Genomic DNA, 26,656 nt, shown 5'->3' on the forward strand with positions numbered 1-26,656 from the left:
ATGAGAAGGAATTCGCGCCGCACGGGCTCCAAGAAGCTCGTCAACACGATACTGGCCATCATCTGCCTCATCTGGCTCGTTCCGACGGTGGGATTGCTCGTTTCCTCCTTCCGGCCGGCCAGCGACATTCTCAAGACCGGATGGTGGACGGTCGCTCCCCACCGGGAGAATATCACGAAAGACCAGATCCAGCTGCCGAAGGATACGGATTTGAGGCAGCCTATCGAAGTGAACGGGAAAACGTACACGGACGCCGAGCTGCGCGCGGGCGTCAAGGCGCCGGACGGCTCCACGCTGATCTGGGAGAACCGCCGCGCCCGCCTCATCAACGTGCAGAAGCCGGGCTGGACGATGAACACCCGCTTTACGCTGGACAACTACGAGGGCGTTCTGACCGGGAAGACGTATGTACTCAAGCAGCCCGACGGCAGCGAACGGACGGAGAAGGGCAGCAACCTGTCGCGCGCGTTCCTGAATACGCTCGTCGTGTCGATTCCGGCCACCGTCATCCCGATCCTGATCGCGAGCTTCGCGGCGTACGCGTTCGCTTGGCTGAAATTCCCGCTGCGCAAAACGCTGTTCGTCCTCGTCATCATGCTGCTCGTCGTTCCGCTGCAGGTAGCGCTCATTCCGGTGTCCAAGGATTTCTCGGCTCTCGGGCTTAACGGCAATTTCCTCGGCATCTGGATCGCGCATGCCGGGTTCGGGCTTCCGCTCGCGACGTATTTCATGTATTCCTATATCAGCCAGCTGCCGAAGGATCTGTTCGAATCGGCCTACATGGACGGCGCGACGAACTTCACGATCTTCACCCGGCTGATTCTGCCGCTCGCCGTGCCTTCGATCGCTTCGATCAGCATCTTCCAGTTCCTGTGGGTGTGGAACGACTATCTCGTTTCCCTCATCTTCCTGGGCGGACAGGAAGACGTCCAGGTGCTGTCGATGAGGATCGCCAACATGGTCGGTTCCCGCGGAGATGCCTGGCATCTGCTCACCGCGGCGGCATTCGTGTCGATGCTCATGCCGCTCGCCGTATTCTTCAGCCTGCAGCGCTACTTCGTACGCGGATTGCTGGGCGGCTCGGTCAAGGGGTAAGGTTTGCGTAAGGGAAACGAACAAATCTAATAATCGAACAAGCAGAATGAAAACGGACGCATAGTCAATGTGTCCGTTTTTTTGCGCGTTCGTTTTACTCCGTGTCTAATGTCGGCCTCGAAGATGACCTATATCATGATAGTAAATGTAACGTCAGTTGTTTATTTGCTAACAAGAATCTGACGCAAATGGGGGTGCCGGAATGGCAATCGTGGATAGCGTGGTTCCGGAAATCGAGTTGGATCAGGTCGGCATGCGGTATCGGACGGATTCCGCGGAGGTCGTCGCCCTGCAGCAGGTGAGCTTGAGCATTGCCCGAGGAGAATTCGTTTCCTTGCTCGGACCTTCCGGCTGCGGGAAGACGACGCTTCTCCGGCTGATGGCCGATTTGCTCGATCCGACGGGCGGCACGGTGCGCGTCGCCGGGAAAACCGCGAAAGAAGCCCGCCTCTCCCGGAAATACGGAATCGTGTTCCAGAATCCCGTCCTCTACGACTGGCGCAAGGTGAAGCAGAACGTCGTGCTTCCCCTGGAGATGTTCGGGGTCAACAAAGCGGAACGCGACCGCCGGGCGGAGGAACTGCTGGAGCTGGTCGGTTTGCGGGGCTTCGGCGACAAGTATCCGTGGCAGCTCAGCGGCGGCATGCAGCAGCGGGCGGCGATCGCCCGCGCGCTCGCGATGGAACCGGAAATCCTGCTCATGGACGAACCGTTCTCGGCTTTGGACGAATTTTCGCGCGAACGGCTGAACGAAGAGTTGCTGTCGATTTGGAGCAAGGTGAAGAACACCGTCGTGTTCGTCACGCACAGCATTCCCGAAGCGGTTTTCCTGTCCGATAGGGTCTTCGTGCTTTCTCCCCATCCGGGGAGGCTGTCCGCCGTCGTCGACATTCCGCTGCCCCGGCCGCGCGCCAGGGAAATGCGGACCGATCCGGAATTCTACCGTCTGATTTCCCGAATTCGCGACAGCTTCGAAGGGGTGTAGCGGATGAAAAGCATGCTGCGGCAAGGTCGCTTGTTTCCCGCGGCGGCGTGGGTGCTGGGGCTCATGATCCTGTGGGAGGCGGTCTCCTGGTTTCTGCTCGAATGGGCCCGGGTGCCGCTCGCCCAATCCAAGTTGCCGTATCTCCACGAAATGGTCCGGTCTTTGGGCGGTTACGGCGCTGTGCTGCTGAAAGAAGGAGCGGCGACCCTGGGCAATGCCGGACTCGGCTTTCTGATGGGGACAGCCGCGGGCGCGCTGCTCGCCGTTCTGATGAGCGTTTCCCGCACGGTCGAGAACCTCGCCTTTCCCTACGCGGTCGCCTCCCAAATGATTCCGATCCTGGGGCTGGCGCCGATCATCTACGGGATCGTGCGCGACGAGCAGGTTTCCCGGATTCTCATATCGGGCTATATCACGTTCTTCCCCGTATCGCTGGGCCTGCTTCGGGGCTTGCGCAGCGTCCCGCCTTCCGCCCTTGAACTCATGCGGGCCTGCGCGGCCAAGCCTTGGGAGGTGTACTGGAAGCTGCGGTTGCCGGCTTCGCTGCCGAGTCTGTTCGCGGGGCTCAAGGTGGCCGCTCCGCTCGCGGTGACCGGCGCCATTCTGGTCGAACTGATGGGCGCACGGCACGGGATCGGCGTGCTTATGCTGCGCAACTTGTATTACGGACCGTCCCACGCCTACCTGTTCTGGTTAACCGTGATGACAGGAGCGCTGCTGGGCATTGCCGTCTCCTGGTTGATCGGCGCCGCGGAAAGGCTGGCGGTGCCGTGGCAGCCGGAATTCCGCGGGCGGGGAGGTGAGCGCGGATGAACGGCGATTCTCTGGTCGTCCCGTCCGAAACCGACAAGGTGTCCGAAGGCGGGGTTCGCGCGATGCGGGGGCGCACGCCGACTGCGGCGCTGCGCGCTTGGGCCCGGACCTTGTTGCCGCTGCTCGCGGGAGCGGTGTTCCTGCTGGCCTGGCAGGCCGAATGGTTCCACTCGCTTTTCCGCTTGAAAACCTACCAGCTTCCGCTTCCATCCGCGATTCTCCAAGCGATGTCCGAGAACGGGGGGATTCTGTTCGATTACGCCCGCTACACGCTGGCCGAAGCCGTGCTCGGCATGCTGGCGGGTTCGGCCGCCGGCTTCCTCGCGGCATGGGGGGCGGCCGCGCGGCCGCGCTGGGGAGCGGGCGGACTCTTGATGGTCGCGTCCCTGAACGCCGTGCCGATCGTTGCTTTGGCGCCCATTATGAACCTGTGGTTCGGGGACGGCATCGGTGCCAGGATCGCCATTGTCGCCGCGGGCACGACGGCCGCGATGGCGATCAACGCGCACAAGGGAATGACTTCGGTCGACCCGCTGGCGCTGGATCTCATGCACGCCTGCGCAGCGACGAAACGGGACATTTTCTTCAAGCTGCGTATGGTAAACAGCCTGCCTTACGTCTTTACGGCGCTGAAAATCAACGCGACTTCGGGCATGATCGGGGCGATCGTGGGCGAGTTCTTCTTCTCCTCGCGCGGTCTCGGCTACTTGCTGTCGGGCTCCATCAAAGTGGCCAAAATGCCGCTGGGCTGGGCCTGCATCGTCGTCGCGGCGGCGTCCGGCATCCTGCTGTACGGAGTGATGGAGGCGCTGGAGCGAACGTTCATCCGCTGGCATCCTTCCCGAAGACGCTGACCCGCAAAGCCGGTATCACAGCCGGTACGGCGCGAAGCCCGGACGGGCATTCCGCCGGACCGATCCCATATCCTTCAGCATGATCCGCCCGCTGTGCGCAAGTTCATTCAGAACGAAGAGGGAGAGAGAATGGATGGAGAAGAGAAACCGGATGTATCGCAAGACCGTTTTGTCGATGGCCCTGGTGCTGGTTTTGGCGATGTTGTACGCATGCGGGAAAAAAACGGAAGCGCCGGCGTCGTCGTCCGCTCCGGCTGCAAGCGGCGCCGCCGCCTCGGAAAGCGCAAGCGCGACTCCGCCGGCATCCGCCGCGGAACCGGTCAAGGTCAGACTGCAGCTCAAGTGGGTCCCGCAAGCGCAGTTTGCGGGGTACTACGTCGCCCTGGAAAAAGGCTACTACAAAGACGAAGGGCTCGACGTCGAGATTCTTCCCGGAGGCCCGGACATCGTGCCGGAGCAGCAGGTGGCGAACGGGGCGGCGGACATCGGGGTCGACTGGGTGGCGAGTCTTCTGGCACATCAGGAGCAAGGGCTTCCGCTCGTGGAGATCGCCCAGGTCTATCAGAAGAGCGGCCTCGTGCTCATCTCGAAGAAAACGGCGGGCATCCGCGGTCCGGCCGATCTGAAGGGCAAGAAGGTCGGCAACTGGATGGGCGGCAACGAGTTCGAAATTCTCGCGCTCTTCGACAAGTACAAACTCGACCCCAATAAGGACCTCCGGTTCACGAAGCAAGGCTTTACGATGGACCAGTTCCTCGGCGGAGAGCTGGACGCCGCTTCGGCGATGATTTACAACGAGTACCACGTGGCGCTGGAATCGGGGGTCGCGGCTTCCGACCTGAACGTCATCGACATGAACGCCGAAGGCGTGGCGATGCTCGAAGACAATCTGTTCGCAAATAAGGACTGGCTCGCCGCCAACAAGGAGACGGCTGCCAAGTTCGTGAAGGCTTCGCTGAAAGGCTGGAAGGACGCCATCGACAACAAGGAATCGGCCGTCGACATCGTCATGAAGCAGGCGGAAGCCGGCAGTACGACCAAGGAGCACCAGCTCACCATGATGGATGAAGTCGCGAAGCTCGTCCTGCCGGAAGGGTTCGACGCCGCGAAGATCGGCTACATCGACGACGCGCTCTTCAAGCAGACGGCCGATATCGCCTTCAAATTCGGCGTCATCAAGAAGGAAGCCGATTTGAAGGCGGCCTATACGAATGAAATCGTGGAAATGGCCATGAAGTAAGCGAATCGGCGGCGTGCGGACGGCTTGGGCTTGATCGGGGCCGTCCGTTGCGCCCGAGAAGGGGGTTGTCTCTACCATGGATCAGGTTACGATCGGACTCATTCAAACCCATCACGACGTCGACGGCGGCGAGCCGGTGGAGATCCACAAAAAAGCGGCGATCGACAAGCACCTCGCGCTCGTCCGCGAAGCGAAGCGGCGCGGCGCCCAAATCGTATCGCTGCAGGAAATTTTCTACGGCCCGTACTTCTGCGCGGAGCAGACGCCGAAGTGGTACGATGCCGCGGAGGAAATCCCGAACGGCCCGACGACGAAGCTGTTCCGGGAGGCGGCCAAGGAGCTCGGGATCGTCATCGTCCTGCCCATTTACGAACGGGAAGGCATTGCGACCTACTATAATACGGCTGCGGTGATCGATGCGGACGGAACGTATCTCGGCAAATACCGCAAGCACCACATCCCGCACGTGCAAGCGGGCGGAGGCGGCTGCGGGTTCTGGGAGAAGTATTATTTCAAGCCGGGCAACCTCGGTTACCCGGTGTTCGACACCGCGTTCGCCAAGGTCGGCGTGTACATCTGCTACGACCGGCATTTTCCGGAGGGGGCCCGATTGCTCGGGCTGAACGGGGCGGAAATCGTCTTCAACCCGTCGGCGACGGTGTCCGGCACTTCGGAGTACCTGTGGAAGCTGGAGCAACCGGCTCACGCCGTGGCCAACGGCTATTACGTGGGCGCCATCAACCGCGTCGGATTCGAGTCTCCTTGGAACATGGGCGAGTTTTACGGGCAATCGTATTTGGCCGACCCGCGGGGCAGCATCGTCGCCGTCGGAAGCCGCGACCAAGACGAGGTCGTCATCGGGGAAATGAACAAAAAGCTGATCCGCGAAGTGCGGGAAAGCTGGCAGTTCTACCGCGACCGGCGTCCGGAGACGTATCTGGAGTTAAGCAAGCTTTGACTTGACCAATCGAAGCATAAGTAGAAGACAGAGGGGGCTTGCGTGATGGCGATGCCGGCAACCGCGCAGAAGCTGCGCAACTATATCGGCGGGAAATGGGTCGAATCGGCCGCGTCCGCGTACGAGGAGGTGCTCAACCCGGCCACGGGCGAAGTCGCGGCTTACGTGCCGCTGTCGGGGCGGGAGGACGTGGACCGGGCGGTGGAAGCCGCAAACGCTGCGTTCCGGGAGTGGAGGAAGGTTCCCGTTCCCCGGCGCGCCCGGATCCTGTTCCGTTATCAGCAGCTGCTGATGGAGCGCCGCGATGAGCTTGCGGCGATCATTACGCGGGAGAACGGCAAGAACACCGAGGAAGCGCTCGGGGAAGTGCAGCGCGGCATCGAATGCGTCGAATTCGCCGCGGGGGCGCCGACGCTGATGATGGGAACGCAGCTGCCCGACATCGCGACCGACATCGAATCGGGCATGTACCGCTATCCGCTCGGTGTCGTGGGCGGCATCGCCCCGTTCAATTTTCCGATGATGGTCCCCTGCTGGATGTTCCCGCTGGCGATCGTTTGCGGCAACACGTTCGTGCTCAAGCCTTCGGAACGGACGCCGCTGCTGGCGAACCGGCTCGCGGAGCTGTTCGCGGAAGCGGGGCTGCCGCCCGGCGTATTCAACGTCGTTCACGGCGCGCGAGAGGTGGTAAACGGCATCTTGGGCCACGAAGACGTCAAAGCGGTATCGTTCGTGGGCTCGCAGCCGGTCGCGGAGTACGTGTACAGGACGGGGACGGCAAACGGCAAGCGGGTTCAAGCGCTGGCGGGCGCGAAGAACCACTCGATCGTCATGCCCGATGCGGATCTGGACTATGCGGTCAAGAACATCGTCGGCGCCGCTTTCGGCTCGGCGGGCGAGCGCTGCATGGCCTGCGCCGTCGTCGTTGCCGTCGGGGACATTGCCGACGAGCTGGTGGAAAGGCTCGCCGTGGCGGCGGAGCGAATCAAGATCGGCAACGGCGCGGAACCTGGCGTGTTTCTAGGACCGGTTATCCGTCCGGCAAGCAAGATGAGGGCGGTCCGGTATATCGAGAGCGGAGTTGCGGAAGGAGCTGCGCTCGTTCGGGACGGCCGGAGGGATCCGATCGCCGCGGAAGCGCGTTTCCTCGGCCCGACGATTTTCGACCGGGTGGAGCCGGGGATGGAGATCTGGCGGGACGAGATATTCGCGCCGGTGCTCTCCGTCGTCCGGGCAGCGGATCTTGCGGAAGCGATCGCGATCGCCAACCGCTCGGAGTTCGCGAACGGCGCCTGCATCTACACCGACAGCGCGAAGGCGGTCCGGCAGTTCCGCGAGGAGATCGACGCGGGCATGCTGGGCGTGAATCTGGGCGTTCCGGCGCCGATGGCCTTCTTTCCGTTTTCGGGCTACAAGAAGTCGTTCTACGGCGACCTCCACGCCAACGGCCGGGACGGCGTCGAGTTCTATACCCGCAAGAAAATGGTGACCGCCCGCTATTGATCGGAAAGGAGTGGAGCGCATGCTGGATTTGGAAAAGGTGACGAGCGGATTGCTCGAGAAAGACAGGCGGTATTTGTGGCACCACATGGCGTCCTACGGACCGGGGAAAGAACCGCTGATCGTGACCGGAGCGCAAGGCTCCTGGATTACCGATTCGAAGGGCAACCGGTATCTGGACGCGATGTCCGGATTGTATTGCGTGAACGCCGGGTACGGACGGGAGGAGCTGGCGAAAGCGGCCTATGAGCAATTGAAGGCGCTGGCCTATTACCCCCTTACCCAAAGTCATCTCCCGGCGATCAAATTGGCGGAGAAGCTGAACGAATGGCTGGAGGGCGAGTACGTCATCTTCTTCTCCAACAGCGGGTCGGAAGCGAACGAGACGGCTTTCAAGATCGCGCGCCAATTCCATCAGCAGAACGGCGAGTTCGGACGTTTCAAGTTCGTCTCGCGCTACCGCGCCTATCACGGCAATTCGATGGGGGCGCTCGCCGCGACGGGTCAGGCGCAGCGGAAATACAAATACGAGCCGTTAGCCGCCGGATTCCTGCACGTTCAACCGCCCGACAGCTACCGGAGACCCGCCGGGCAGACGGTGGAAGAGTTTAACCTCCGGTGCGCGCAGGCCATCGAGGACACGATCTTGTGGGAAGGGGCGGAGACGGTCGCCGCCGTCATCATGGAGCCGGTCATTACCGGCGGCGGCGTGATCGTGCCGCATCAGGCGTATCTGGACCGGGTTCAGGAAATTTGCCGCAGGCACGGCGTGCTGCTCATCATCGACGAGGTCATCTGCGGCTTCGGGCGCTCGGGGCGTAAGTTCGGACACCAGAATTTCGGGCTCAAGCCCGACATCGTCACGATGGCCAAAGGGCTGACCAGCGGTTATCTTCCGCTTTCCGCGACGGCGGTTCGCAGGGATATCTACGAGAAGTTCCACGACCGGGAGGCGTACAGCCATTTCCGCCATGTGAACACGTTCGGGGGCAATCCCGCGGCGTGTGCGCTCGCGGTGAAAAACCTCGAGATTTTCGAGAGGGAACGGCTCGTGGAACGCGGAAGGACGCTCGGAGAGCGGCTGGCGGAAGAGATGGCGGAGCTCGCCGGTCACCCGATGGTCGGCGACATCCGCAGCTTCGGCTTCCTGATGGGGATCGAGCTGGTGGCGGACCAAGCGACGAAGGAGCCGGCTCCGCTCGCCGAGGTCAACCGGATTATCGGGGAATGCAAGGCGCAAGGCCTCATCATCGGCAAGAACGGGGACACGGTCGCGGGCTTCAACAACGTGCTTGTGCTCTCGCCGCCGCTGTCTGCTACGGACGAAGATTTGGATTTCATCGTACGGACGTTCAAATCCGTCATGAAGGCGTCCGCAGCTGCCGGCACGGGGGTGTCTTCATGAGAATCGGCGTGCCTAAGGAAATCAAAAGTTTCGAAAGCCGGGTCGGCGTCACGCCGATGGCGGCGAAGGAATACGTCCAAGCGGGACACGCCGTCCTGGTGCAGGAGGGCGCGGGAGCCGGCAGCGGTTTCGCGGACCGGGAATACCGGGATGCCGGCGCGGTCGTGGTGGAATCGGCTGCGGAGGCGTGGGCGGCGGACATGGTGATCAAGGTCAAGGAGCCGCTGCGGGAGGAGTTCGCCTATTTTCGGGAGGATCTTATTCTCTACACGTATCTTCACCTCGCGCCGGATCCGGAATTGACCTTGGCTCTGATGGAACGGGGCGTTGTGGCGATCGCTTACGAAACCGTTCAGCAGGACAACGGGAGCCTTCCGCTGCTCACGCCGATGAGCGAAGTGGCGGGACGCATGTCGGTCCAGCTCGGGGCTCGGTTTCTAGAGAATGCCTGGGGCGGAAGGGGGATTCTGCTCGGCGGCGTTCCCGGGGTTCCGCCCGCCCGGGTCGTCATCGTCGGAGGGGGCATCGTCGGATCGAACGCCGCCAAGATGGCCGTCGGGATGGGGGCGGACGTCACGCTGCTCGACGTGAACGCCGAACGGCTTCGCGCGTTGGATGATCAGTTCGCGGGGCGGATCCGCACCGTCGTCTCGAACCCCCATACGATCGCCGAAGCGGTCAGGCAGGCGGATCTGCTCATCGGCGCGGTTCTCATCCCGGGAGCCCGCGCGCCCAAGCTCGTGAGCGAAGACATGGTGCGCGGCATGCAGCAAGGCTCGGTCATCGTCGACGTGGCGGTGGACCAGGGCGGTTCGGTCGAGACGATCGACCGGGTCACGACGCACGATCGCCCGACTTATGAGAAACATGGCGTCATCCATTACGCCGTAGCGAACATGCCCGGGGCGGTGGCCCGAACCTCGACGCTGGCCCTGACGCATATGACGACGCCCTTCGGCCTGCAGATCGCGAACCGGGGTTACCGCGAGGCGGCGGCCATGATCCCGGCAATCGCCAGGGGGATCAACGTGGCGGGCGGCAAGGTGACGCATCCGGCGGTTGCCGCCGCTCAGGCGCGGCCGCATTCGGACGTTCGGGCGGCGCTTCGCGTTTAGCGCGGCGCCCGCGCCGGCCGGGAGAACGTTCACCCTTGGCGCTCGAGTTTGTCCGGGGTTTCGCTCCGATCGCCTGATTTGCCGGGTTCAAGCATTTGGTAGGCCAGCAGGGCGACTTGGATGGCCATGCGGTTGTCCGGCGCCATGAAATCCCGGCCGAGCAGCTCCGCGATTTTCTCGAGACGGTAGTAGAGCGATTGCCGAACGATGTACAGCTTCTGGGCGGCGATTTGCTTGGAGCCGTCGTTGTCCAGAAACGCCTTGAGCGTAGGAAGCAGCTTGCTGCCCTTGGTTTCGTCGTGGTCGATCAGCGGGCCCAAATAATCGCGGATGAACGCCTGGAGCGTCCGTCCGTCGTTGAGGAGCAAGAGAAGCTGAAGAACGCCCAATTCCTCGTAAAAGAGAATCGGTTTGCGCAGGGAGGCATGCAGGGACAATGCCTGGACCGCTTCCTGATAGCCGGTATAGGCGTTTTTCAGTCCGCTGTACGGTTTTCCCGCGCCGATGATCAGCCGCAAATCCTTCAGCTTCTCGTCGCTGCGCATCGCCAAAAACGCCTCGAGCGATTGCCGCAATCGGGATTTGGCGTTCGGCTTGGCCTGGATGTCCAGAGCGATGATGGCCAGCCGGTTGTTTTTCAGCGTGATGTAGGGGCGGAAGCCGTGTTTCTCGAAGGCGGCGCGCAGAATCATGGTCAGATGAAGGCGCAAGGATTCCCAGTCGTAAGCGGGCAAGCGGGAATTCCCGTCATACCCATTTTCGATCTCGATCAGGCAGACCCTGTAGTTCCATTCGTTCAGCTTTTTGAAATCCGGTCCGATCAGCGCTTTGAGCTGCGTGTCATCTCGCTGGGGATTGCTTAGGAGTTCGTCCACCCACAGGTTTTCCGAAAACAGCCTGCGCTCTTCGAGATGGCGGGAACGCAGCAGTTCTTGCGCGATCGCCAGATAGGCCGAATCCAGCAGCAGGTGATCGTACTCGTTCGGTTTGCGGCGGCTGATCATGAGCAGATAGGCCCATGTCCGATCCAGCGCGACGATCGGCTTCCGGATCAGGTGCCAGCCGTCCGTCTCCGCGGCGGTAAACGATTCCGTCCCGCGCGCTTCCGGCTCTTCCGGGACCTGCAGCGTGAGCCGAAGCCATGCGGCTTGTTCTTCTTGCGGGGCGGCGGGGTAAAAGAGCGGTTTGCCGTCCGAGGGCAGGTACACGAACTGCGACTGCGTATGCTTATGGAGGAGCTTGAGGACGCCGGCCAAGCCGTGCGAGCCCAACGTGAGCCGCTGGAATTCGCGCGACAATCTCTCCAATTCCTTCAGCATCGCGTGGTGGCGGTCCAAAATGAGAGAGTGCAAATCCTGCGTGATATCGACGAACCGGACGGTATTCGGAAACAAGATCAGCGGGAAGGTGTGCCGCTCGGCCAACTCGATCCAGAGCGGAGGGACGGAGGGGAAATAGGCGCCGATTTCGATGCATAGGCACGCGGCCTTCTGCCGGATCAAATTTTCCAGGAACTTGACGGAAGAACCGGCGTCCGGATGGAATCCGACACCGGTCGTCAGGATCATTTCGTCGCCGTGAATCAGCGTTTCCGGGCTTGGCGTCTCCAGGATGTGCACCCAGCGGATTTCCCGGTTCAGTCCTTGTTCGCCCGCCGCTACTTGCGCCTCGCGGAAAAGCGGGCGCTTCAGCGCCTCCAGGACGGTTAACGTGCGTTCGGTTTCCATTCGAATCCCCCGTTTCGAAAGCCTGGCCGGCGCTAGTGCCGGCGCAGAGTAAAAGCGCCCGATTGGAAATGTGACATTCTGTCTAATGCGACGCTTACGTTCACGGATTATTATGTTAAATAATATAACACAAATGTAATGAGAAGTACGAAAGGAATGAGGTTAAGACGATAATCTATTGGAGAAGATGAATTTCCTTCAATTTTTTTTATTTATCCATCCTCATGAATGTAATATTATCTGACTTATATATGACTTGGGTGGTGGTCTCTTGAGCTCCTACACGATTAACGCAAATCGGGTGAACCGGAGAATCGAACAACTCTCCCGGATCGGAAAAATCAGCGAGACCGGTGTCTGCAGGCTCGCGCTTTCTCCGGAGGACCGCGAGGCTGTCGACTTGGTGCGGGCCTGGATGGAAGAGGCCGGCATGACGGCCCGCGTGGACGCATTCGGCAACCTGATCGGACGTCTGAAGGGACGCGATCCGGATGCTCCGGCGCTCATGCTCGGCTCCCACATCGATACGCAGCCCTATGCGGGCCGATTCGACGGCATCGTCGGCGTCATAGGAGCGCTGGAGACGGTGCAGACGATCGCCGAGAAAGGATGGGTGCCGGACGTTCCCGTCGAGGTCGTCTCCTTCTGCGACGAGGAAGGCTGCCGGTTCAACAAGGGATTGTTCGGGGTGCGGGGCATGCTTGGCAAGCTGGAAGACGGCGAGCTCGAACGGACCGACAAGAACGGCGTTACCCGGCGGCAGGCGCTGATCGAATTCGGCGGCGATCCGGAGCGGTTCGCGGAAGACACCCTTCCGCCCGGCCGGGTGAGCGCCTTCCTCGAGCTTCACATCGAGCAGGGACCGGTGCTCGAATCGCTCGGCGCGCCGGTCGGCCTCGTGACCGGCATATCCGGACCGCTCTGGTGGACCGTCGATCTGTACGGGTTCGCCGGACATGCCGGATCGGTGCCGATGACGATGCGGCGGGATGCGCTCGTCGGCGCTTCGAAGGTGGTAGTCGGCCTGCAGGAGCTGGCAATCGGGGAGGCGGGAGCGCCTACGGTCGGAACGGTCGGTTCCCTGCGGGTGTTTCCCGACTCGCGGAACATCATTCCGGAGCACGTCCAATTCACCGTCGATTTGCGGGATATCGATTTGGAGCGGAGGAACCGGCTGGAGAAGCGATTGCGTGCGCTGCTCGAAACGGTCTCCCGGGAGCACGGCCTGCGGTACGAAATCCGCGAGGATACGAACAGCGAGCCCCGATATTGCGCGGCCCCGATCATGGACGCCATCCGCAAATCGGCTCGGGAGATGGGACCAGGCGAGGTGCCGGAACTGATGAGCGGTCCCTTTCACGACTCGCTGGCCATGTCTTCCTACTGCGATTACGGAATGATCTTCGTCCGGTGCCGGGAAGGGATCAGCCATAATCCGAAGGAGTACGCCAGTCCGGAGGATATCGCGGAGGGAACCGAGCTTTTGTACCGGACGGCGCTTCGGCTGTGCGGATTATCGGGGAAAACGGAGGGATGACGAATGTGCGGACACAAAACGGTGACGACGATATCGCCCGATGCCTTCGCGCGAAACTTCTCGGAGGCGGTGCCTGGGCTGACGCGCAAAGCGGCGGCCGAAGAGGCGAACCGCTGCCTGTATTGTTACGATGCTCCCTGCATCAAGGCTTGCCCCACCGGAATCAACATTCCATCGTTCATTAAGCGGATCGCGACCGGCAACCTGAAGGGCGCGGCAACGACGATTCTGGATTCGAACCCCGTCGGGGCAAGCTGCGCGCGCGTTTGCCCGACGGAGGAGCTTTGCGAAGGGGCATGCGTGCTGAACGACGCGTCCGAGCCGATCCGGATCGGGCTTCTGCAGCGCTACGCCACGGATTGGGCGATGGAAAGCGGCAAAGCGCTGTTTCGCGCAGGTCCTTCGAACGGGAAGAAGGTGGCGGTCATCGGCGGCGGCCCCGCCGGTTTGTCTGCGGCCCGCGAGCTGGCGCGCGACGGATTTTCGGTCGTGATTTACGAGGCGCGGGAGCGCGCAGGCGGTCTCGACACGTACGGGATCGTTTCGTTCCGGCTTCCGCAGCGGGTTTCGCTCTGGGAAGCGGAACAAGTGGAGAAGCTGGGCGTGGAAATCCGCACCGGCGTGAAGGTCGGGGAGGACGTCCCGGTCTCGGAGCTTCTGGACGATTACGACGCCGTCGTGCTCGCGGCCGGCATGGGATACGTCCCGGGCCTCGGCATCGAAGGCGAGGAGCTGGACGGCGTCTTCGACGCGATTCGGTTCGTGGAGGCGACGAAGGACCGCGGAGGTTCTCTGCCTGCCCTGGCGGGGGCTAGAGTCGCCGTCATCGGCGCCGGCAATACGGCGGTCGACGCCGCCACTTGTTCGGTCCGGCTCGGCGCGGATAACGTGAAAATGGTGTACCGGCGAACGAAGGAAGAGATGACCGCTTACGAATTCGAGTACGAGTTCGCCAAGCAGGAGGGCGTAGAATTCGGTTGGCTCACGGCCCCTAAGCGTATCATCGGAGATGAAACCGGCAAAGTGACGCATTTGGAATGCATCAAGATGGAGTTGTCCGGGGAAGCGGGAAAGGACGGAAGGCGGTTGCCCGTGCCGATTGAAGGTTCCGAGTTTCGGATGCCGGCGGACGCCGTCATTCTGGCAATCGGTCAGACTCGGCATCAAAAGCTGATCGATTCGCTCGGCATCGAGCATAACCGCGGAGTCGTTCTCATCGACGAGGAGACCCGGCGAACCTCGCATCCGAAAATCTACGCCGCAGGCGACATCGTCTTTGGAGCCGGCGGAGGAGAAGCGATGGTCGTATCGGCGGCCGAGCAAGGCAAACGGGCGGCTCATGCGATCAGTCGGGCGCTGGCGCCGCGGGTAGAGTCGGAAGCAGTCTGATTCCAAGTACGGGGAGATGGGGAAATGGCGGATTTGCGCATCAACTTGGCGGGGATCGAGTCGCCCAATCCGTTCTGGCTGGCGTCCGCGCCTCCCACGAATACGGGCTACCAAGTTCAGCGTGCTTTCGAGGCGGGCTGGGGCGGAGCGGTTTGGAAAACGCTCGGGGAGCCGATCATCAATACGTCATCGCGATTTGCGGCCGTTCATTTCGGCGGACAGCGCGTGGCGGGATTCAACAACATCGAACTGATCACGGACCGGCCGCTCGAAGTGAATCTCAAGGAAATCTACGAGACGAAGAAGCGGTTTCCGAAGCACGCCCTCGTCGCGTCCCTGATGGTGGAGCCGAAGCGGGACAAATGGCACGAGATCGTCAAACGGGTGGAAGCGATCGGCGTCGACGGGCTGGAGCTGAACTTCGGCTGCCCGCACGGTATGGCGGAACGCGGGATGGGAGCGGCCTCCGGCCAGCAGCCCGACCTGGTGGAAAGGCAGACTTTCTGGGTCAAGGAAGTCGCCGCGACGCCGGTCATCGTTAAGCTCACGCCCAATATCACGGACATTACGGTGACGGCGAGGCACGCGGTGATGGGCGGGGCCGACGCCATCAGCCTGATCAATACGATCAACAGCCTGGCGGGCGTCGATCTCGACACCTGGAACACGATTCCGCATGTCGGCGGCAAAGGGGCCCACGGCGGTTATTGCGGACCGGCCGTGAAGCCGATCGCGCTGAATATGGTGGCGGAATGCGCAAGACACCCGCAGGTCGGCGTGCCGATCTCGGGCATCGGCGGGATTTCGAGCTGGCAGGACGCGGTCGAATTCATGCTGATGGGAGCGACGGGCGTCCAGATTTGCACGGCGGCCATGCACCACGGTTTCCGCATCGTGGAGGAGATGATCGACGGGTTGAACAACTACCTCGACGACAAGGGTCTCTCTTCCGTTACGGAATTGGTCGGCCAAAGCGTCCCCCGTTATTCCGAGTGGGGCAACCTGGATTTGAACTACGCGGTCGTGGCCCGCATCAACACCGAAACCTGCATCAATTGCAACAAGTGCCACATCGCTTGCGAGGATACGTCGCACCAGTGCATCGAGCGGCATACGGACAGCGATGGGAAGCCGTATTTGAAGGTGCGCGAAGAAGATTGCGTCGGATGCAACCTCTGTTCCATCGTCTGCCCGGTGGACGGCGCGATCGACATGGTGGAGGTGCCGGCCAAGCTGCCGGCCATGACCTGGAACGAGCGGCAGCGCGCGCTCGCTTTGCTGGATGCGCAATCTTCCGAAGCGGAGGTCGGTTGAGCGATGACAAAATTGATCAAAAACGGCACCATCGTGACCGCGTCGGATCAGTTTTACGGCGACATCCTGATCGACGACGGCATCATCGTCATGATCGGAGCGGACCTGGACGCGCAGGGGGCGGAGGTGGTGGACGCTTCCGGCTGTTACGTTTTCCCCGGGGGCATCGATCCGCATACCCATCTGGACATGCCGTTCGGCGGCACGGTGACGAAGGACGATTTCGAATCCGGCACGATCGCGGCCGCTTACGGAGGGACGACGACGATCATCGATTTCTGCCTCACCTCGAAGGGGGTGCCGCTGAAGAACGCGGTTGACGTGTGGCACGCCAAATCGAAGGGGAAAGCGGTGATCGATTACGGATTCCACCTCATGGTGGCCGAAGTGAACGACGACGTGCTGCTCGAGCTTCCCCGCATCATCGAGGAGGAAGGGATCACTTCGCTCAAAGTGTTCATGGCCTATAAGAACGTGTTCCAGGCGGATGACGGCACGCTGTTCCGGACGCTTCAGCTGGCGAAGGAACAGGGCGCCCTCGTCATGGTACACGCGGAGAACGGCGACGTTATCGCCTATCTGATCGAACAGGCGCTGCGGAACGGGCAGACCGATCCGATCTACCATGCGCTGACCCGCCCTCCGGAACTCGAAGGCGAGGCGACGGGACGCGCGGCGGAATTGACCGGGCTTGCGGATTCCCAGCTGTACGTCGTCCACGTCACCTGCGCCGAAGCGGTCCGCAAAATCGCCGAAGCCCGCGAGAGGGGGCTGCGCGTGTACGGGGAAACTTGCCCGCAATATCTGGTTCTCGATCAATCCTGTTTGGAGAAGCCGGACTTCGAAGGCGCCAAATACGTCTGGTCGCCGCCGCTCCGGGAAGCTTGGCACCAGCAGGTCCTGTGGGATGCCCTGTGGAACGGCCAGCTTCAGACGGTCGGGTCCGATCAATGCTCGTTCGATTTCAAGGGGCAGAAGGAGCTCGGACAGGGCGATTTCTCGAAAATCCCGAACGGCGGCCCCACGATCGAGGACCGCTTCAGCATCCTCTATTCGGAAGGCGTGCGCCAAGGGAGGATCTCGCTCCACAAATTCGTCGATATCGTCTCCACGGCCAGCGCCAAGCTGTTCGGTCTGTTCCCCCGCAAAGGAACGATCGCCATCGGCAGCGACGCGGACCTCGTCATTTTCGATCCGCACGTCGTCCGGACGATATCGGCCTCCACCCACCATATGAAGGTCGACTACAATGCCTTCGAGGGCATGGAGGTCACGGGGCAGCCCAGATCGGTCCTGGTTCGCGGGGAGTTCGTCATCCGCGACAATGCGTTCGTGGGCGTTCCGGGAAGCGGGCAGTATTTGCGCCGCCAGCGCTTCAACCGTCCCGACCGGCTGCCGGATAAGGAAAAAACGATCGGAGGCGTCTTCTGATGTCCGCTTACGAGGAATACGCGCAAGAGGTCCGCGAGGTGAACGCCCTTCTGGCGTCGGGATTCATGATCGTTGGCGTGACGGAAGGCCTGGAAGGCATGGACGTCCGGTTCCAGGGGCGGCCGCCGTCTTCCCGAACGGCGGAACTCCGCTTGCTCACTGCCGACGCGAGGAAGTACGTGTCCGCGCTCATTTTCGAATCATTGAGGGCTGGTTCCCCGTCTGTTTGAACAAGAGGTCAGATCCCTGTCCGCCTGAACATGAGGAGCAATCCCCCATCCGCATGATAAAGAGAGAAGCGAAACAGAGACGGGAGCGGAGAGATAGAAAAAAGCGGTTAAACCGGCTCTCGCCGGTTTAACCGCTTTTTCGCTGTTGACCTATGAAGTTCGTTATGCCTTCCCGCATCAAACGGGTATGGTTCGATTCCGGGAGCTGGAACCCATTTTGGTCCTGGCTTTGATGCTGCATGTGCAGCTATGGGAGCTATGGGATGGGCACAATCCTACTACTATGTCAGTGGAGACTCACCTGCTACAGCCGGTAATATTTTGATGAACTGGTATAATGATTATTTCTCTAATATTTCAAGCAGTTTGATTTACTCTTCCTGTACTGAATATCCTTCATGCTGTGGTTATCCTCTTCAGTGTTAATTGCCTTGACGAAAAGCCATCGCCCCTTGATGTGACGATGGCTTTTTAATATTATTACATCAAATCCAACGAAATTTTATTCCCATTATAGCGAATGACACCAGAGGGATCGTTACTATTATGCCGATCTTCTTTCGTTTCATTCGTTGACATGTCATAAACGTAATACTTATCTATTAGAGGATTGGGATCCTGTCCCGGGCTCTCCTGCCAATAAAAAATCTTCGTTTTATAAATGTTATAACCGTAATGGTAACCACCCGCATCATGGAGTGTAGCTACACGGCGGTCTTTTTTGGTTTGAAGATTATACACATGCAACTCGTACCACGCATTTTGTGGTACTTCTGTTGGTTTATAGGCAGTCGTATAAACCAACCATGATCCTGATGCATGTATACCCATCACATAAGCGTACGATGTTACCGTGACAGGTTTCTTAGTAACCGATAAGGGTAGTGAAAAAAGTTTAACTGATTTCTGTACGGTCAAATGCTCCTCTGATTTTGGACTTAAATAAAACGTAATGGGCGTTATCGGATGAATGTTCAGTACGGAATCCTTGTCGGCCAATTGCGGCGCAGGCGTCCAAACGACTCCTCGATCGGTCATTGTAGCAAATATAAAATGTTTCTCAGCTACATCAGAATATGAAACGGAGTACGATTTTCCGTCTAAGCTAATCGTGTATTGCTTCTTTGTTTCGGGTGTTGTTGACACAACTTGATTGTCTGGATGATTGCTGTTTGAAAATGAATCCGTGTGATTGTCGTCCTTTGGTGTCGAAGCTTGACTGGGTGGCGTTTTTGATGGCGAAGATTGACTTGCGTTATCTTTCGATTGTTTTGCAGATGCACTGCATCCTACCAGCACTACCGCGGTAATGATTCCACATAGAAGAAGATAAAATTGTTTTTTCACTTAAGTTTCTCCTCTTAAAAACTTGGTAAAGACTTATTGGATTTAATGTCACATTTAAAATCTATGCTTCCTTAACTAACACCACCTGACTATCGAAGTTTTATGACACTGGTGAAGTTCTCCTTTTCTTTCTTTCTCAAACATCTGCCACAATCTGGTCATATTCTTTTATAACTACTTCCTTTATCAAATGAATCTTCACAACGCCTCGTTTTTTATAGATTCACAAAATTGTTACTACTGAATCCGGATTTCTGCAGACGGATTCGGCATTGTGTGAACGAACTTGATCAAAAAAATTAGCCAACGGGCCTTAAACGCGGGGAGGTTACTATTTGATAAATCCATTCACAAATCATGCCAGAATTGCGGTTCGGAAGTCCTCGCATATTTCCGGAGGACAAAGCGATGGCTCTCGTCTTTTTTGACGGAACGATCGATACGGATACGATCGATCCAGAGTAAGCGTCAAACCCAGCACACCTTCGCCCCCAGCAATAGACGTGAGATAATCCTCCCAGAATCATATTCAAGGGAGGATTTTTCATGACCAGAGAAGATGTCCTGAAGAATCTCGTCGGAACGCCCGCCAATTCACCAACGCCTTACCTCGATTCCGGTTCCTTGAACACGCTAAGGAACGATTTCGGAATGTCCGCCTTGAACCGCAGCGTCTCGCCCGTCGTCGGATGCACGAACGCCAGTACGCTGGCGTGAAGGCCGAGCCTGCCGATCGGCTTCGTGCGCGCGCCATATTTCTTGTCCCCGGCGATCGGGTGGCCCAGATCCTGCATGTGGACGCGGATCTGGTTTTTGCGGCCGGTTTCCAGCCGGATTTCCAGCAGCGAGTATTGACGGTTCGACCGCAGCAGCCGGTAGTGCGTCACCGCGTGCAGACCTTCGCCTTCGCGCGGGCTGGAGTACATTTTCATCGCGGCATTCTCCTTGAGCCACGATTCCACCTTCCCCTCGGGTTCCCGAACCTGGCCCTCCACCAAAGCCGTATACGTCCGTTCCGTAACGACGTCCTTCCAGTTGTCCTGCATCGCCTTCTGTACGCGTTCGCTGCGGGCGAACATCATGACCCCGGACGTGTCGCGGTCGAGCCGATGCAGTACGAAGATCCGCTTACGGGGATCTGCTTTGCGTACATAATCGGTTAGCTGGCGGTACGCGGTCAGCTCCTTCTCTTCCTCTGTCGCCACGGACAGAAGCCCGGCCTCCTTGCGGATTACGATGACGTCCGCGTCCTCGTGCAGGATCGAGAGCCCGACAAATCGCACCGCCTCCGGCGGCCTGCCTTTCCGGATTTCCACCGTATCTCCCGGTTTAAGCGGATGGTTGAAGGCGGTGACGGTGATCCCGCCGACCGACACCTGCCCGCGGGACAGCATCGCCTTGACGGAGTTGCGACCTTGGCCCGGATGCTGGCTGAACAGGAAAGCCAGCAGCTCCGCCGGTTCCCGAACCGTGAAGGTACGGGAGGCTGAGGGGCTGACCGGCTGTGCCGCCCGTGCAGGGGGGGACTTTCGAGCCGGAGTTCGGGCATCGTGTTGAAGCTTGTCGGGTCCTTGGCTGCGGCTCTGGATCTGATTCCGGCTTTGGTTCCGGCTCTCGCTGTGACCCTGGCTCTGTCTATGGGTCCGGCTTTGGTTCCGGCTCTGGCTTTGGTTTTGGCGTTTCAAGGGGGTAAACTTCCTCTCCTTCGTTTCAATTAAGCTGCGTCGAGTAATTCGCGTCGACCGCGTTTTTGATGAATTGCACGGCTTCCGCCCGCGTCAAGGTGTCCTTTCCCAAGTAACCTGCCACCGTGGCCGACGTTTTTCCTTTGGAGTAACCATGGTCCAGCATGAAGCGGATCGCGTCTTCTCCGGCCAACTGCTGTCCGGCTGCGGAAGCGAACAGCTCGGCCACCGCCGTGCGGTTGATCGGCTTGGACTGCAGCGACGTGTCCCGCAACCCTCGCAAGGCGTAGCCGTGTTCGGACGCATAGGCGTAATAAGCGTCGGACCAACGTTGGGTCGGCGTGATTTGCGCGCCGATGGCCACCGTGAACATTTTGAGGAATTCCGCTTCCGTTACCGTGTTGCCCGGCCGGAAGGTGCCGTCCGGATAACCCGAAGCGATCTGGCGTTCCGCTGCCCAGTCGATCGTTTGGCTCGCCCAGTGACGGGCGGTGTCCGAAAATTTCACCGCCGGGTTCTTCGCGCTCATGAAGCTGACCGTGTAAAAGATGCTTTTCGCAGACCCTTCCAGGTCCTTCAATCCGTCGATTCTTACCTCATAAACGTCGCCGGGTTTGTATTCGCCGACCCCGTCCGGCCGGAAAATGATGGCGGGACCCGTGCCGTAGCCGTTGTTTTCGACGTTGAAATAAATGCCGGATTCGGACACCGGATACCGTCCCGCCCCGAAGCGCCAGGTGCGGCCGTCGCGGGTCCTTTTGAGCACGACTTTGACCGAAGAATAGGACGGCTCGGCATACTCGTCCGGATTCACGCTTACGGACCAAGCGGTCGTGGGCTTGAACACTTCGACGGGAAAAGCGCCGCGGGCAGGATAAGGGATGTACTGATAGCCAACCGGCTCGGTGCGGCTTCGGTCGAACACTTGCAGCACGGAGTAACTGAACTCGTCTTTGCCTTTGGCAAGGCCCATCCCGGTATACTTCAGAGGAGGGTTCAGGATCCAGCGCCGGTGCCCCAGACGGTCCAGATTGCTCGTATCGGAGTCTTCCATGTAAGCCTCGATGGAAGAGAACAAGATATGATTATCATATCCAAAAGACGCGAAGATATTGGCGCTGGAAGTGGAAGCGTATCCCTGCTTGTAGAAATCGTCCGGCATGTCGGACGGCTGCGGGGGCTCATGTCCGAACTTGCCCTGGGAGGCGAGCAATACGGCGCCGTACGCCGCGCTCCGGTTTAATTCGCCGGTCGTGGCGACGTCGCTCGGGAGCCCGCTGATGTAACGGTAGAAATTGAGGGCATTCAGCCCGTCCTGCAAATATTCCGCTTTCAAGGTGCCTGGAGCATAGGGAGCGGATACGGAAGGGGCGACGGCGAACGGTCGGCTGAAGTCGGATTTCGGATTCATGTGGGAACGCCACATGGCGGCGACTTCCAGGGCGGTTCGGACCGGGAGGCCGGTATCCGTCTCGGCCGCAGATTCGGCATGGACGGAGGGCACTTCGGGCAGGGCAGCGGCTAGCGACAGCAACAATGCCATGAGGACTGATTTTGCGAGAAACGGTCGAATCGGAGCTCACGCCTTTCCATCAAATCTACTCTATCACCAATATTGTCCTCTATTAAACCTGACAGGTCCATAGTTTCTTTGTCCGTTGACGATTAAAAATGTTTTATGTATAGTGTGTATAAACACATACACACTTGAACGGTTTCGCTTCGTCAATCGTTTAACCGGCAGGAGGAGGCCTAAGCGATGTCCGATTGGAAAACCGCGTGGAGGATGGCCCGGTTCGGGTGGAGACGGGAATGGCCGGGCATGGTCTTCACTTTGTTGTTCGCCCTCTATATCGGTTGGATCGTAGGGTTTACGTTGTATGCACTACTTCGGGAGCGGGCAAGCTTTTCGATGATGCACGCCGTCGTGGATTGGATGTACCTCATGATGTTCCCGGCGTTCGGGCTGCTCATGAACCGGACCGCTTTCGCGATCAGCCGCGACGACGTCTACACAAGGAAGCTTGCGCACTGGCGGACGATGCCGATTCCGCCGGAGACGATCGTGAAAGCCAGGATGCTGAACGCGCTGCTGCTCGTCCCGGCGATCGGCCTCGCTTTTCTCCTGCTGCAATACTTCATTTCCTCCACTCTCAGGGACCAGTTGACGATCATGGCATGGCTGGCGGTCGGATTCATATGGATATGCTACGCGCTCGGGATGAATGCCTTCCTGATCTGGATGGAGCTGGGGTGCAGCGGGAAACGCTACGTTTGGTTATACTGGGCGCTCATGGGCGTATGCATGATCGTGTCCGCGGGACTTGCGTTCGGAGGCGTTCATCTGGTCCGGGGAACGATCGGCGAGATCAAGACTGGGCATTACTATTGGTTGCCGGTCAGTCTTCTCTTCGCGGTGTCGGCCTTGTATGCCGGGTACCGTCTTACCCTTCAGAGGCTGCACCTTCGGCCATACAATCTTTAACGTCTCGAACCGCATGCCCCGGATGCATGCGGTTCAGGGAAGGAGGTGGTCCCGTGTGGCTGCCGATCAAAATTGACGAACAGCGTCCGGAGCCGCTGTACCACCAAATCGAGGTGCAGCTTCGCGGGTTGATTCTCGGCGGACAACTTCGGGAGGGGACCGCGCTTCCCTCCATCCGAGAGTTGGCCGTATCTCTCAAATGCAGCGCGATCACGATCCGGCGGGTGTATCAGGATCTGGAGGCGGAGGGGCTCATCCGCACCCGGCAGGGAGCCGGAACGTTCGTGGCCGGCGTCGACCTGACCGATCGGGAACAGCACCGGCTCAGGCGCGCATCCGAGGAGCTGGAGCGGGCGGTCGATGCGGGCCTGCAGCTGCAGTGTACGATAGAAGAGCTCGAGGGGCTGTTCCGGGACATCGTCCGGACCAAATCGGAGAACAAGGGGGACTCTCCTGATGGATAGACAAGAACAACCCGCGATCCGGCTGGACGGCGTGAAGGCCGGAAGGGAGGGGTTCCGGCTCGGGCCGCTTCACGCCGAGATCCCCCGGGGCTGGGTGACGGCCGTCGTGGGGGCGAACGGGTCGGGCAAAAGCACGCTGTTCCGCACGCTGCTCGGCTTGGAGCCGGTCACCGACGGGCGGCTGGAGGTATTGGGCACACCGGTGGTGCCGCACGGCGACGAAAGCTATAAAGCGAGAATCGGCTTCGTCGCGGAAAGCCCGAATGCTCATGAGAATCCAATGACGGTGGCTGAGAAAGCGGAGTTTGCCTCGTACTGGTATCCGGGATGGGACTGGCAGCGATACCGCCGCCTCGCGGCGAGGTTCGGCGTGGATGAGGGCGCCAAGCTCAAGAAGCTGTCCAAGGGAACGCGCAGAAAGGCGGAGCTGGCGATCGCGATGGCCCACGATCCGGACCTGCTGATTCTCGACGAGCCTTCTTCAGGTTTGGATCCTTTCATTTGGAAAATATGGATGGAAGAGTTGCAGAGTTACTTGGAGAACGGGGACAAAACGCTGCTGCTGGCCACCCACGTGACGGAGGAAGTCAAACGGCTCGCGGATAACGTCCTATTCCTGCACCAGGGGCGATGCCTCGGCTTGTACGAGAAGGACTTGCTGTTCGACGCCTGGCGTTCGCTGCTCGTCCGGGAGACATCCCCCGGAGCCGATGCCGGCAAGCTGCGGGGGGTTCCCGGGTTTTGCCAGATGGAGAGCGCCGGTCCGGGTCTGTACCGGATCGAGGTGGAGTTTGCGGCCGGCGGCGGGCTGGAAGCGTACTTGCAGGCTTGCGGATTCCAGGTGCTGGAGAGCCGGCGCCTGGAACTGGAAGATATTCTAGGCTGTCTGATTCAAAAGGAGGAAGCGAACGTTGAACCCGCTTAAAGTGGAACGCGTCGTCAAGCAATACGGCGACAAAACGGCCGTGAACGGCCTCAGCTTCGAAGTGTCCGAAGGCGAAATCTACGGGCTTCTCGGCGCGAACGGCGCAGGCAAAACGACGACGATGCGCATGGTGCTCGGACTCATTTTCCCCGACGGCGGGGACATCCGATACTTCGGCAAGCCCTACAGCAAAGAGCAATTGAGCATGCTCGGTTACCTGCCTGAGGAAAGAGGCATGTATCCGAAGATCAAGGTGAGCGACCAGATTGTCTACCTGGCCCAGCTTCGCGGCATGTCACGCAAAGACGCGGAAGCGAATTTGCGGAAGTGGCTCGACAAATTCCAGGTGCCGGAGTATTACGACAAGAAGGTCGAAGAGCTGTCCAAAGGCAACCAGCAGAAAATCCAATTTATCGCCGCAGTCATTCATAACCCTCGCATCGTTATTTTGGACGAAGCTTTCAGCGGTCTGGATCCGGTCAACGTCGAGCTGCTGAAGACGACGGTCAAGGAGCTTCGCGACAACGGCACGAGCATCGTGTTCTCTACGCACCGGATGGAGCATGTCGAAGAGCTGTGCCGCAACATCACGATCATGCATAAGTCGAATCCGGTCCTGCAGGGGCCGATCCGGGAGATCAAGAAGAAGTTCCCGCAGGAGCGGGTGATCCTCTCGGCGGACGCACCGATTTCGGGTCTCGAGACCGTCCCGGGAGTCGTCTCGGTCGTTCGCCACGAGCACGGATACGAGCTGAAGGTGCGCGAGCCCGAGACGGCGCAGGCGGTGTTGCGGCACGCGCTCGCCCAAGGCCCCGTCCGCCGGTTCGAGCTGATGGAGCCGACGCTGAACGAGATTTTCATCAAAACGGTAGGTGAAAACCATGAATAAACTGGGGACCGTCATTGCGTTCACGATGCGGAACAAGATGCGCAGCAAAGCCTTCCTGATTTCGACGCTCGTGCTGATCTTGCTGGTTGTCATAGGCGGAAATGTGCCTTATCTGATCAATAAATTCGGCGGCGACAAAACGCGGAGCGTAGGGTATGTGGAAGGGCAATATCCGGAAATCGTTCAAGGATTGAGGACTCTTTACGCCAAGCAGGAAAAACCGGACGTGAAGCTCGAAAACGGGGCCTCGGACGAGAAACAGCTCAAAGCATGGGTCGAGGACGGCACGATCTCCGGATACTTGACGTTCACTGACAATCCGGCCATCGGATTTCCGTCCGCCATCTATCATTCCAAAAGCGCGTTGGGCTCCGATACTTCGCAATCCTTGCAAATCGCGCTGCAAGAAATCAAAAACGATTTCGTCCTGAAGGACGCAAAATTATCCGATGAACAGAAATCGAGGCTGAATGCCCCGATTGCGTTCCAGAACGAGCAAGTGACCGACGGATCGGGCAAAACCGCCGAAGAGCAAGGCACTGCAATCGGCCTCACCTATGTGATCGTGATCCTGTTGTTCATGAGCGTCATGATCTCCGGGCAACTGATCGCCACCGAGATCACGGCCGAGAAAAGCTCGCGAGTCATGGAAATCATCGTGACCAGCGTCTCACCGCTCGCGCAGATGTTCGGCAAGGTGATCGGCACGTTCGTCGTGGCCATCCTCCAGATCGCGGGGATCGTCGGAGCGCTCGTCATCAACCTGAACCTGCCGCATAACGCGGACGCGCTTCAGGGCTTCGGCATCCGGCTGGATACGGTCGATCCCGCCATGATCGTGTACACGGTGGTGTTCTTTCTGACCGGCTTCTTCCTGTACGCGATGATGTTCGCCGCCGTCGGCTCCATCGTCAGCCGAACCGAGGACCTCGGCCAGGCGGTGCTGCCGATTACGATGCTGACGATCGTCGGCTTCTACGTCGCGATGTTCGGCCTCACGCATCCCGACAGCCCGCTCATCGTCGTCTGCTCGTTCATCCCGTTCTTCTCGCCGTTCCTCATGGTGCTGCGGGTCGGACTCGCCGAGCCCGGCTGGTGGGAGATCGCGCTGTCCATCGGCATCTTGCTCGTCTCGATCCTCGTGCTCGGATGGCTGTCGGCCAAGATCTACCGCACCGGCGTCCTCATGTACGGCAAGCGCCCTTCGGTGAAGGAGCTCGTGAAGGCGATGAAGGCTTATAAGGTTTGAATTCGATCCATGAGAACCA

23 protein-coding genes are annotated in these 26,656 nt (G+C 59.6%); 19 read left to right on the forward strand and 4 right to left on the reverse strand.

The genetic code is table 11. The features are described from left to right. The 9 genes from GE107_RS05545 (at window position 1) to ald (ending at window position 9,965) form a co-directional block, all read left to right on the forward strand. Window positions 1-1,095, forward strand: a complete 1,095-nt coding sequence (locus tag GE107_RS05545) for a carbohydrate ABC transporter permease (RefSeq protein ID WP_219638661.1) — start codon at window positions 1-3, stop codon at window positions 1,093-1,095. Window positions 1,096-1,297: 202 nt separating this feature from the next. After that, the gene (locus GE107_RS05550) at window positions 1,298-2,080 is read left to right on the forward strand and encodes an ABC transporter ATP-binding protein (protein ID WP_219638663.1); all 783 of its coding nucleotides are present in this window, start codon (window positions 1,298-1,300) and stop codon (window positions 2,078-2,080) included. A gap of 3 nt (window positions 2,081-2,083) precedes the next feature. Further along, window positions 2,084-2,893, forward strand: coding sequence for an ABC transporter permease (locus GE107_RS05555; RefSeq protein ID WP_219638665.1), 810 nt, complete (start codon window positions 2,084-2,086; stop codon window positions 2,891-2,893). Further along, a complete protein-coding gene (locus GE107_RS05560; protein WP_219638669.1) occupies window positions 2,890-3,747 on the forward strand; it encodes an ABC transporter permease in 858 nt (285 codons plus the stop codon). The genes GE107_RS05555 and GE107_RS05560 overlap by 4 nt, the downstream gene beginning before the upstream one ends. Before the next feature lie 133 nt (window positions 3,748-3,880). Beyond that, complete coding sequence (locus GE107_RS05565) at window positions 3,881-4,987, forward strand: ABC transporter substrate-binding protein (protein ID WP_255570246.1); 1,107 nt, start codon at window positions 3,881-3,883, stop codon at window positions 4,985-4,987. 76 nt (window positions 4,988-5,063) lie between these two features. After that, on the forward strand, window positions 5,064-5,945 hold the full coding sequence (locus tag GE107_RS05570; RefSeq protein ID WP_219638670.1) for a nitrilase-related carbon-nitrogen hydrolase: 882 nt from the start codon (window positions 5,064-5,066) through the stop codon (window positions 5,943-5,945). A gap of 45 nt (window positions 5,946-5,990) precedes the next feature. After that, complete coding sequence (locus GE107_RS05575) at window positions 5,991-7,448, forward strand: CoA-acylating methylmalonate-semialdehyde dehydrogenase (protein ID WP_304516584.1); 1,458 nt, start codon at window positions 5,991-5,993, stop codon at window positions 7,446-7,448. 19 nt (window positions 7,449-7,467) lie between these two features. Continuing rightward, on the forward strand, window positions 7,468-8,850 hold the full coding sequence (locus GE107_RS05580) for an aspartate aminotransferase family protein (protein ID WP_219638671.1): 1,383 nt from the start codon (window positions 7,468-7,470) through the stop codon (window positions 8,848-8,850). After that, window positions 8,847-9,965 (forward strand): alanine dehydrogenase, encoded by a 1,119-nt coding sequence (gene ald / locus GE107_RS05585; RefSeq protein ID WP_219638672.1) that lies wholly within the window; start codon window positions 8,847-8,849, stop codon window positions 9,963-9,965. The genes GE107_RS05580 and ald overlap by 4 nt, the downstream gene beginning before the upstream one ends. A gap of 29 nt (window positions 9,966-9,994) precedes the next feature. Here the strand turns inward: ald and GE107_RS05590 are convergent, their stop codons facing one another. Beyond that, window positions 9,995-11,692: a PucR family transcriptional regulator gene (locus GE107_RS05590; protein WP_219638673.1), complete on the reverse strand. Its 1,698-nt coding sequence runs from the start codon at window positions 11,690-11,692 to the stop codon at window positions 9,995-9,997. Between the two features lie 271 nt (window positions 11,693-11,963). Here GE107_RS05590 and GE107_RS05595 point away from each other — a divergent pair, with 271 nt between their 5' ends. From GE107_RS05595 to GE107_RS05615, 5 genes are read left to right on the forward strand one after another with little or no spacing between them, the layout of a single operon-like run. Further along, on the forward strand, window positions 11,964-13,229 hold the full coding sequence (locus GE107_RS05595; protein WP_219638675.1) for a M20 family metallo-hydrolase: 1,266 nt from the start codon (window positions 11,964-11,966) through the stop codon (window positions 13,227-13,229). Window positions 13,230-13,232: 3 nt separating this feature from the next. Further along, complete coding sequence (locus tag GE107_RS05600; protein WP_219638677.1) at window positions 13,233-14,618, forward strand: NAD(P)-dependent oxidoreductase; 1,386 nt, start codon at window positions 13,233-13,235, stop codon at window positions 14,616-14,618. 24 nt (window positions 14,619-14,642) lie between these two features. After that, entirely contained in the window at window positions 14,643-15,932 is a 1,290-nt protein-coding gene (preA, locus tag GE107_RS05605) for an NAD-dependent dihydropyrimidine dehydrogenase subunit PreA (protein WP_219638679.1), read from the forward strand. Between the two features lie 3 nt (window positions 15,933-15,935). After that, entirely contained in the window at window positions 15,936-17,363 is a 1,428-nt protein-coding gene (gene hydA / locus GE107_RS05610; RefSeq protein WP_219638681.1) for a dihydropyrimidinase, read from the forward strand. Next, window positions 17,363-17,593, forward strand: a complete 231-nt coding sequence (locus GE107_RS05615) for a hypothetical protein (RefSeq protein WP_219638683.1) — start codon at window positions 17,363-17,365, stop codon at window positions 17,591-17,593. Before hydA ends, GE107_RS05615 begins: the two co-directional genes overlap by 1 nt. Window positions 17,594-18,073: 480 nt before the next feature. On the opposite strand, the gene GE107_RS05620 is transcribed toward GE107_RS05615, so the two are convergent. The 3 genes from GE107_RS05620 to GE107_RS05630 form a co-directional block, all read right to left on the reverse strand. Beyond that, window positions 18,074-18,940, reverse strand: coding sequence for a hypothetical protein (locus GE107_RS05620; protein ID WP_219638685.1), 867 nt, complete (start codon window positions 18,938-18,940; stop codon window positions 18,074-18,076). 605 nt (window positions 18,941-19,545) lie between these two features. Then, window positions 19,546-20,529 carry an RluA family pseudouridine synthase gene (locus GE107_RS05625; RefSeq protein ID WP_219638968.1) on the reverse strand — a complete coding sequence of 328 codons (984 nt, stop codon included), beginning with the start codon at window positions 20,527-20,529 and terminating at the stop codon, window positions 19,546-19,548. Window positions 20,530-20,650: 121 nt separating this feature from the next. Next, a complete protein-coding gene (locus GE107_RS05630; RefSeq protein ID WP_219638688.1) occupies window positions 20,651-22,168 on the reverse strand; it encodes an S-layer homology domain-containing protein in 1,518 nt (505 codons plus the stop codon). Window positions 22,169-22,384: 216 nt separating this feature from the next. Between GE107_RS05630 and GE107_RS05635 the strand changes: the two genes are divergently transcribed. Genes GE107_RS05635 through GE107_RS05655 form a run of 5 tightly spaced genes read left to right on the forward strand, consistent with a single transcriptional unit; the run spans window position 22,385 to window position 26,637 of the window. Continuing rightward, complete coding sequence (locus tag GE107_RS05635) at window positions 22,385-23,110, forward strand: hypothetical protein (RefSeq protein ID WP_219638690.1); 726 nt, start codon at window positions 22,385-22,387, stop codon at window positions 23,108-23,110. A 53-nt stretch (window positions 23,111-23,163) separates the two neighbouring features. Further along, window positions 23,164-23,574 (forward strand): GntR family transcriptional regulator, encoded by a 411-nt coding sequence (locus tag GE107_RS05640; protein ID WP_219638696.1) that lies wholly within the window; start codon window positions 23,164-23,166, stop codon window positions 23,572-23,574. Next, window positions 23,567-24,499, forward strand: coding sequence for an ATP-binding cassette domain-containing protein (locus GE107_RS05645; protein WP_219638698.1), 933 nt, complete (start codon window positions 23,567-23,569; stop codon window positions 24,497-24,499). The genes GE107_RS05640 and GE107_RS05645 overlap by 8 nt, the downstream gene beginning before the upstream one ends. Then, the gene (locus GE107_RS05650) at window positions 24,486-25,388 is read left to right on the forward strand and encodes an ABC transporter ATP-binding protein (RefSeq protein ID WP_219638700.1); all 903 of its coding nucleotides are present in this window, start codon (window positions 24,486-24,488) and stop codon (window positions 25,386-25,388) included. The genes GE107_RS05645 and GE107_RS05650 overlap by 14 nt, the downstream gene beginning before the upstream one ends. Next, on the forward strand, window positions 25,381-26,637 hold the full coding sequence (locus tag GE107_RS05655) for an ABC transporter permease (protein ID WP_219638702.1): 1,257 nt from the start codon (window positions 25,381-25,383) through the stop codon (window positions 26,635-26,637). The genes GE107_RS05650 and GE107_RS05655 overlap by 8 nt, the downstream gene beginning before the upstream one ends. Window positions 26,638-26,656: the final 19 nt, after the last annotated feature.

It is taken from the genome of Cohnella sp. CFH 77786 (assembly GCF_019400745.1).
Lineage (GTDB): Bacteria > Bacillota > Bacilli > Paenibacillales > Paenibacillaceae > Cohnella.

Coding starts and splice junctions, on each gene's coding strand:
- GE107_RS05600 (WP_219638677.1), top strand. CDS start 13,233: ATGTGCGGACACAAAACGGTGACGACGATATCGCCCGATGCCTTCGCG.
- GE107_RS05545 (WP_219638661.1), top strand. CDS start 1: ATGAGAAGGAATTCGCGCCGCACGGGCTCCAAGAAGCTCGTCAACACG.
- GE107_RS05555 (WP_219638665.1), top strand. CDS start 2,084: ATGAAAAGCATGCTGCGGCAAGGTCGCTTGTTTCCCGCGGCGGCGTGG.
- hydA (WP_219638681.1), top strand. CDS start 15,936: ATGACAAAATTGATCAAAAACGGCACCATCGTGACCGCGTCGGATCAG.
- GE107_RS05580 (WP_219638671.1), top strand. CDS start 7,468: ATGCTGGATTTGGAAAAGGTGACGAGCGGATTGCTCGAGAAAGACAGG.
- GE107_RS05550 (WP_219638663.1), top strand. CDS start 1,298: ATGGCAATCGTGGATAGCGTGGTTCCGGAAATCGAGTTGGATCAGGTC.
- GE107_RS05635 (WP_219638690.1), top strand. CDS start 22,385: ATGTCCGATTGGAAAACCGCGTGGAGGATGGCCCGGTTCGGGTGGAGA.
- GE107_RS05575 (WP_304516584.1), top strand. CDS start 5,991: ATGGCGATGCCGGCAACCGCGCAGAAGCTGCGCAACTATATCGGCGGG.
- GE107_RS05615 (WP_219638683.1), top strand. CDS start 17,363: ATGTCCGCTTACGAGGAATACGCGCAAGAGGTCCGCGAGGTGAACGCC.
- GE107_RS05560 (WP_219638669.1), top strand. CDS start 2,890: ATGAACGGCGATTCTCTGGTCGTCCCGTCCGAAACCGACAAGGTGTCC.
- preA (WP_219638679.1), top strand. CDS start 14,643: ATGGCGGATTTGCGCATCAACTTGGCGGGGATCGAGTCGCCCAATCCG.
- GE107_RS05630 (WP_219638688.1), bottom strand. CDS start 22,168: ATGGCATTGTTGCTGTCGCTAGCCGCTGCCCTGCCCGAAGTGCCCTCC.
- GE107_RS05645 (WP_219638698.1), top strand. CDS start 23,567: ATGGATAGACAAGAACAACCCGCGATCCGGCTGGACGGCGTGAAGGCC.
- GE107_RS05570 (WP_219638670.1), top strand. CDS start 5,064: ATGGATCAGGTTACGATCGGACTCATTCAAACCCATCACGACGTCGAC.
- GE107_RS05655 (WP_219638702.1), top strand. CDS start 25,381: ATGAATAAACTGGGGACCGTCATTGCGTTCACGATGCGGAACAAGATG.
- GE107_RS05565 (WP_255570246.1), top strand. CDS start 3,881: ATGGAGAAGAGAAACCGGATGTATCGCAAGACCGTTTTGTCGATGGCC.
- ald (WP_219638672.1), top strand. CDS start 8,847: ATGAGAATCGGCGTGCCTAAGGAAATCAAAAGTTTCGAAAGCCGGGTC.
- GE107_RS05590 (WP_219638673.1), bottom strand. CDS start 11,692: ATGGAAACCGAACGCACGTTAACCGTCCTGGAGGCGCTGAAGCGCCCG.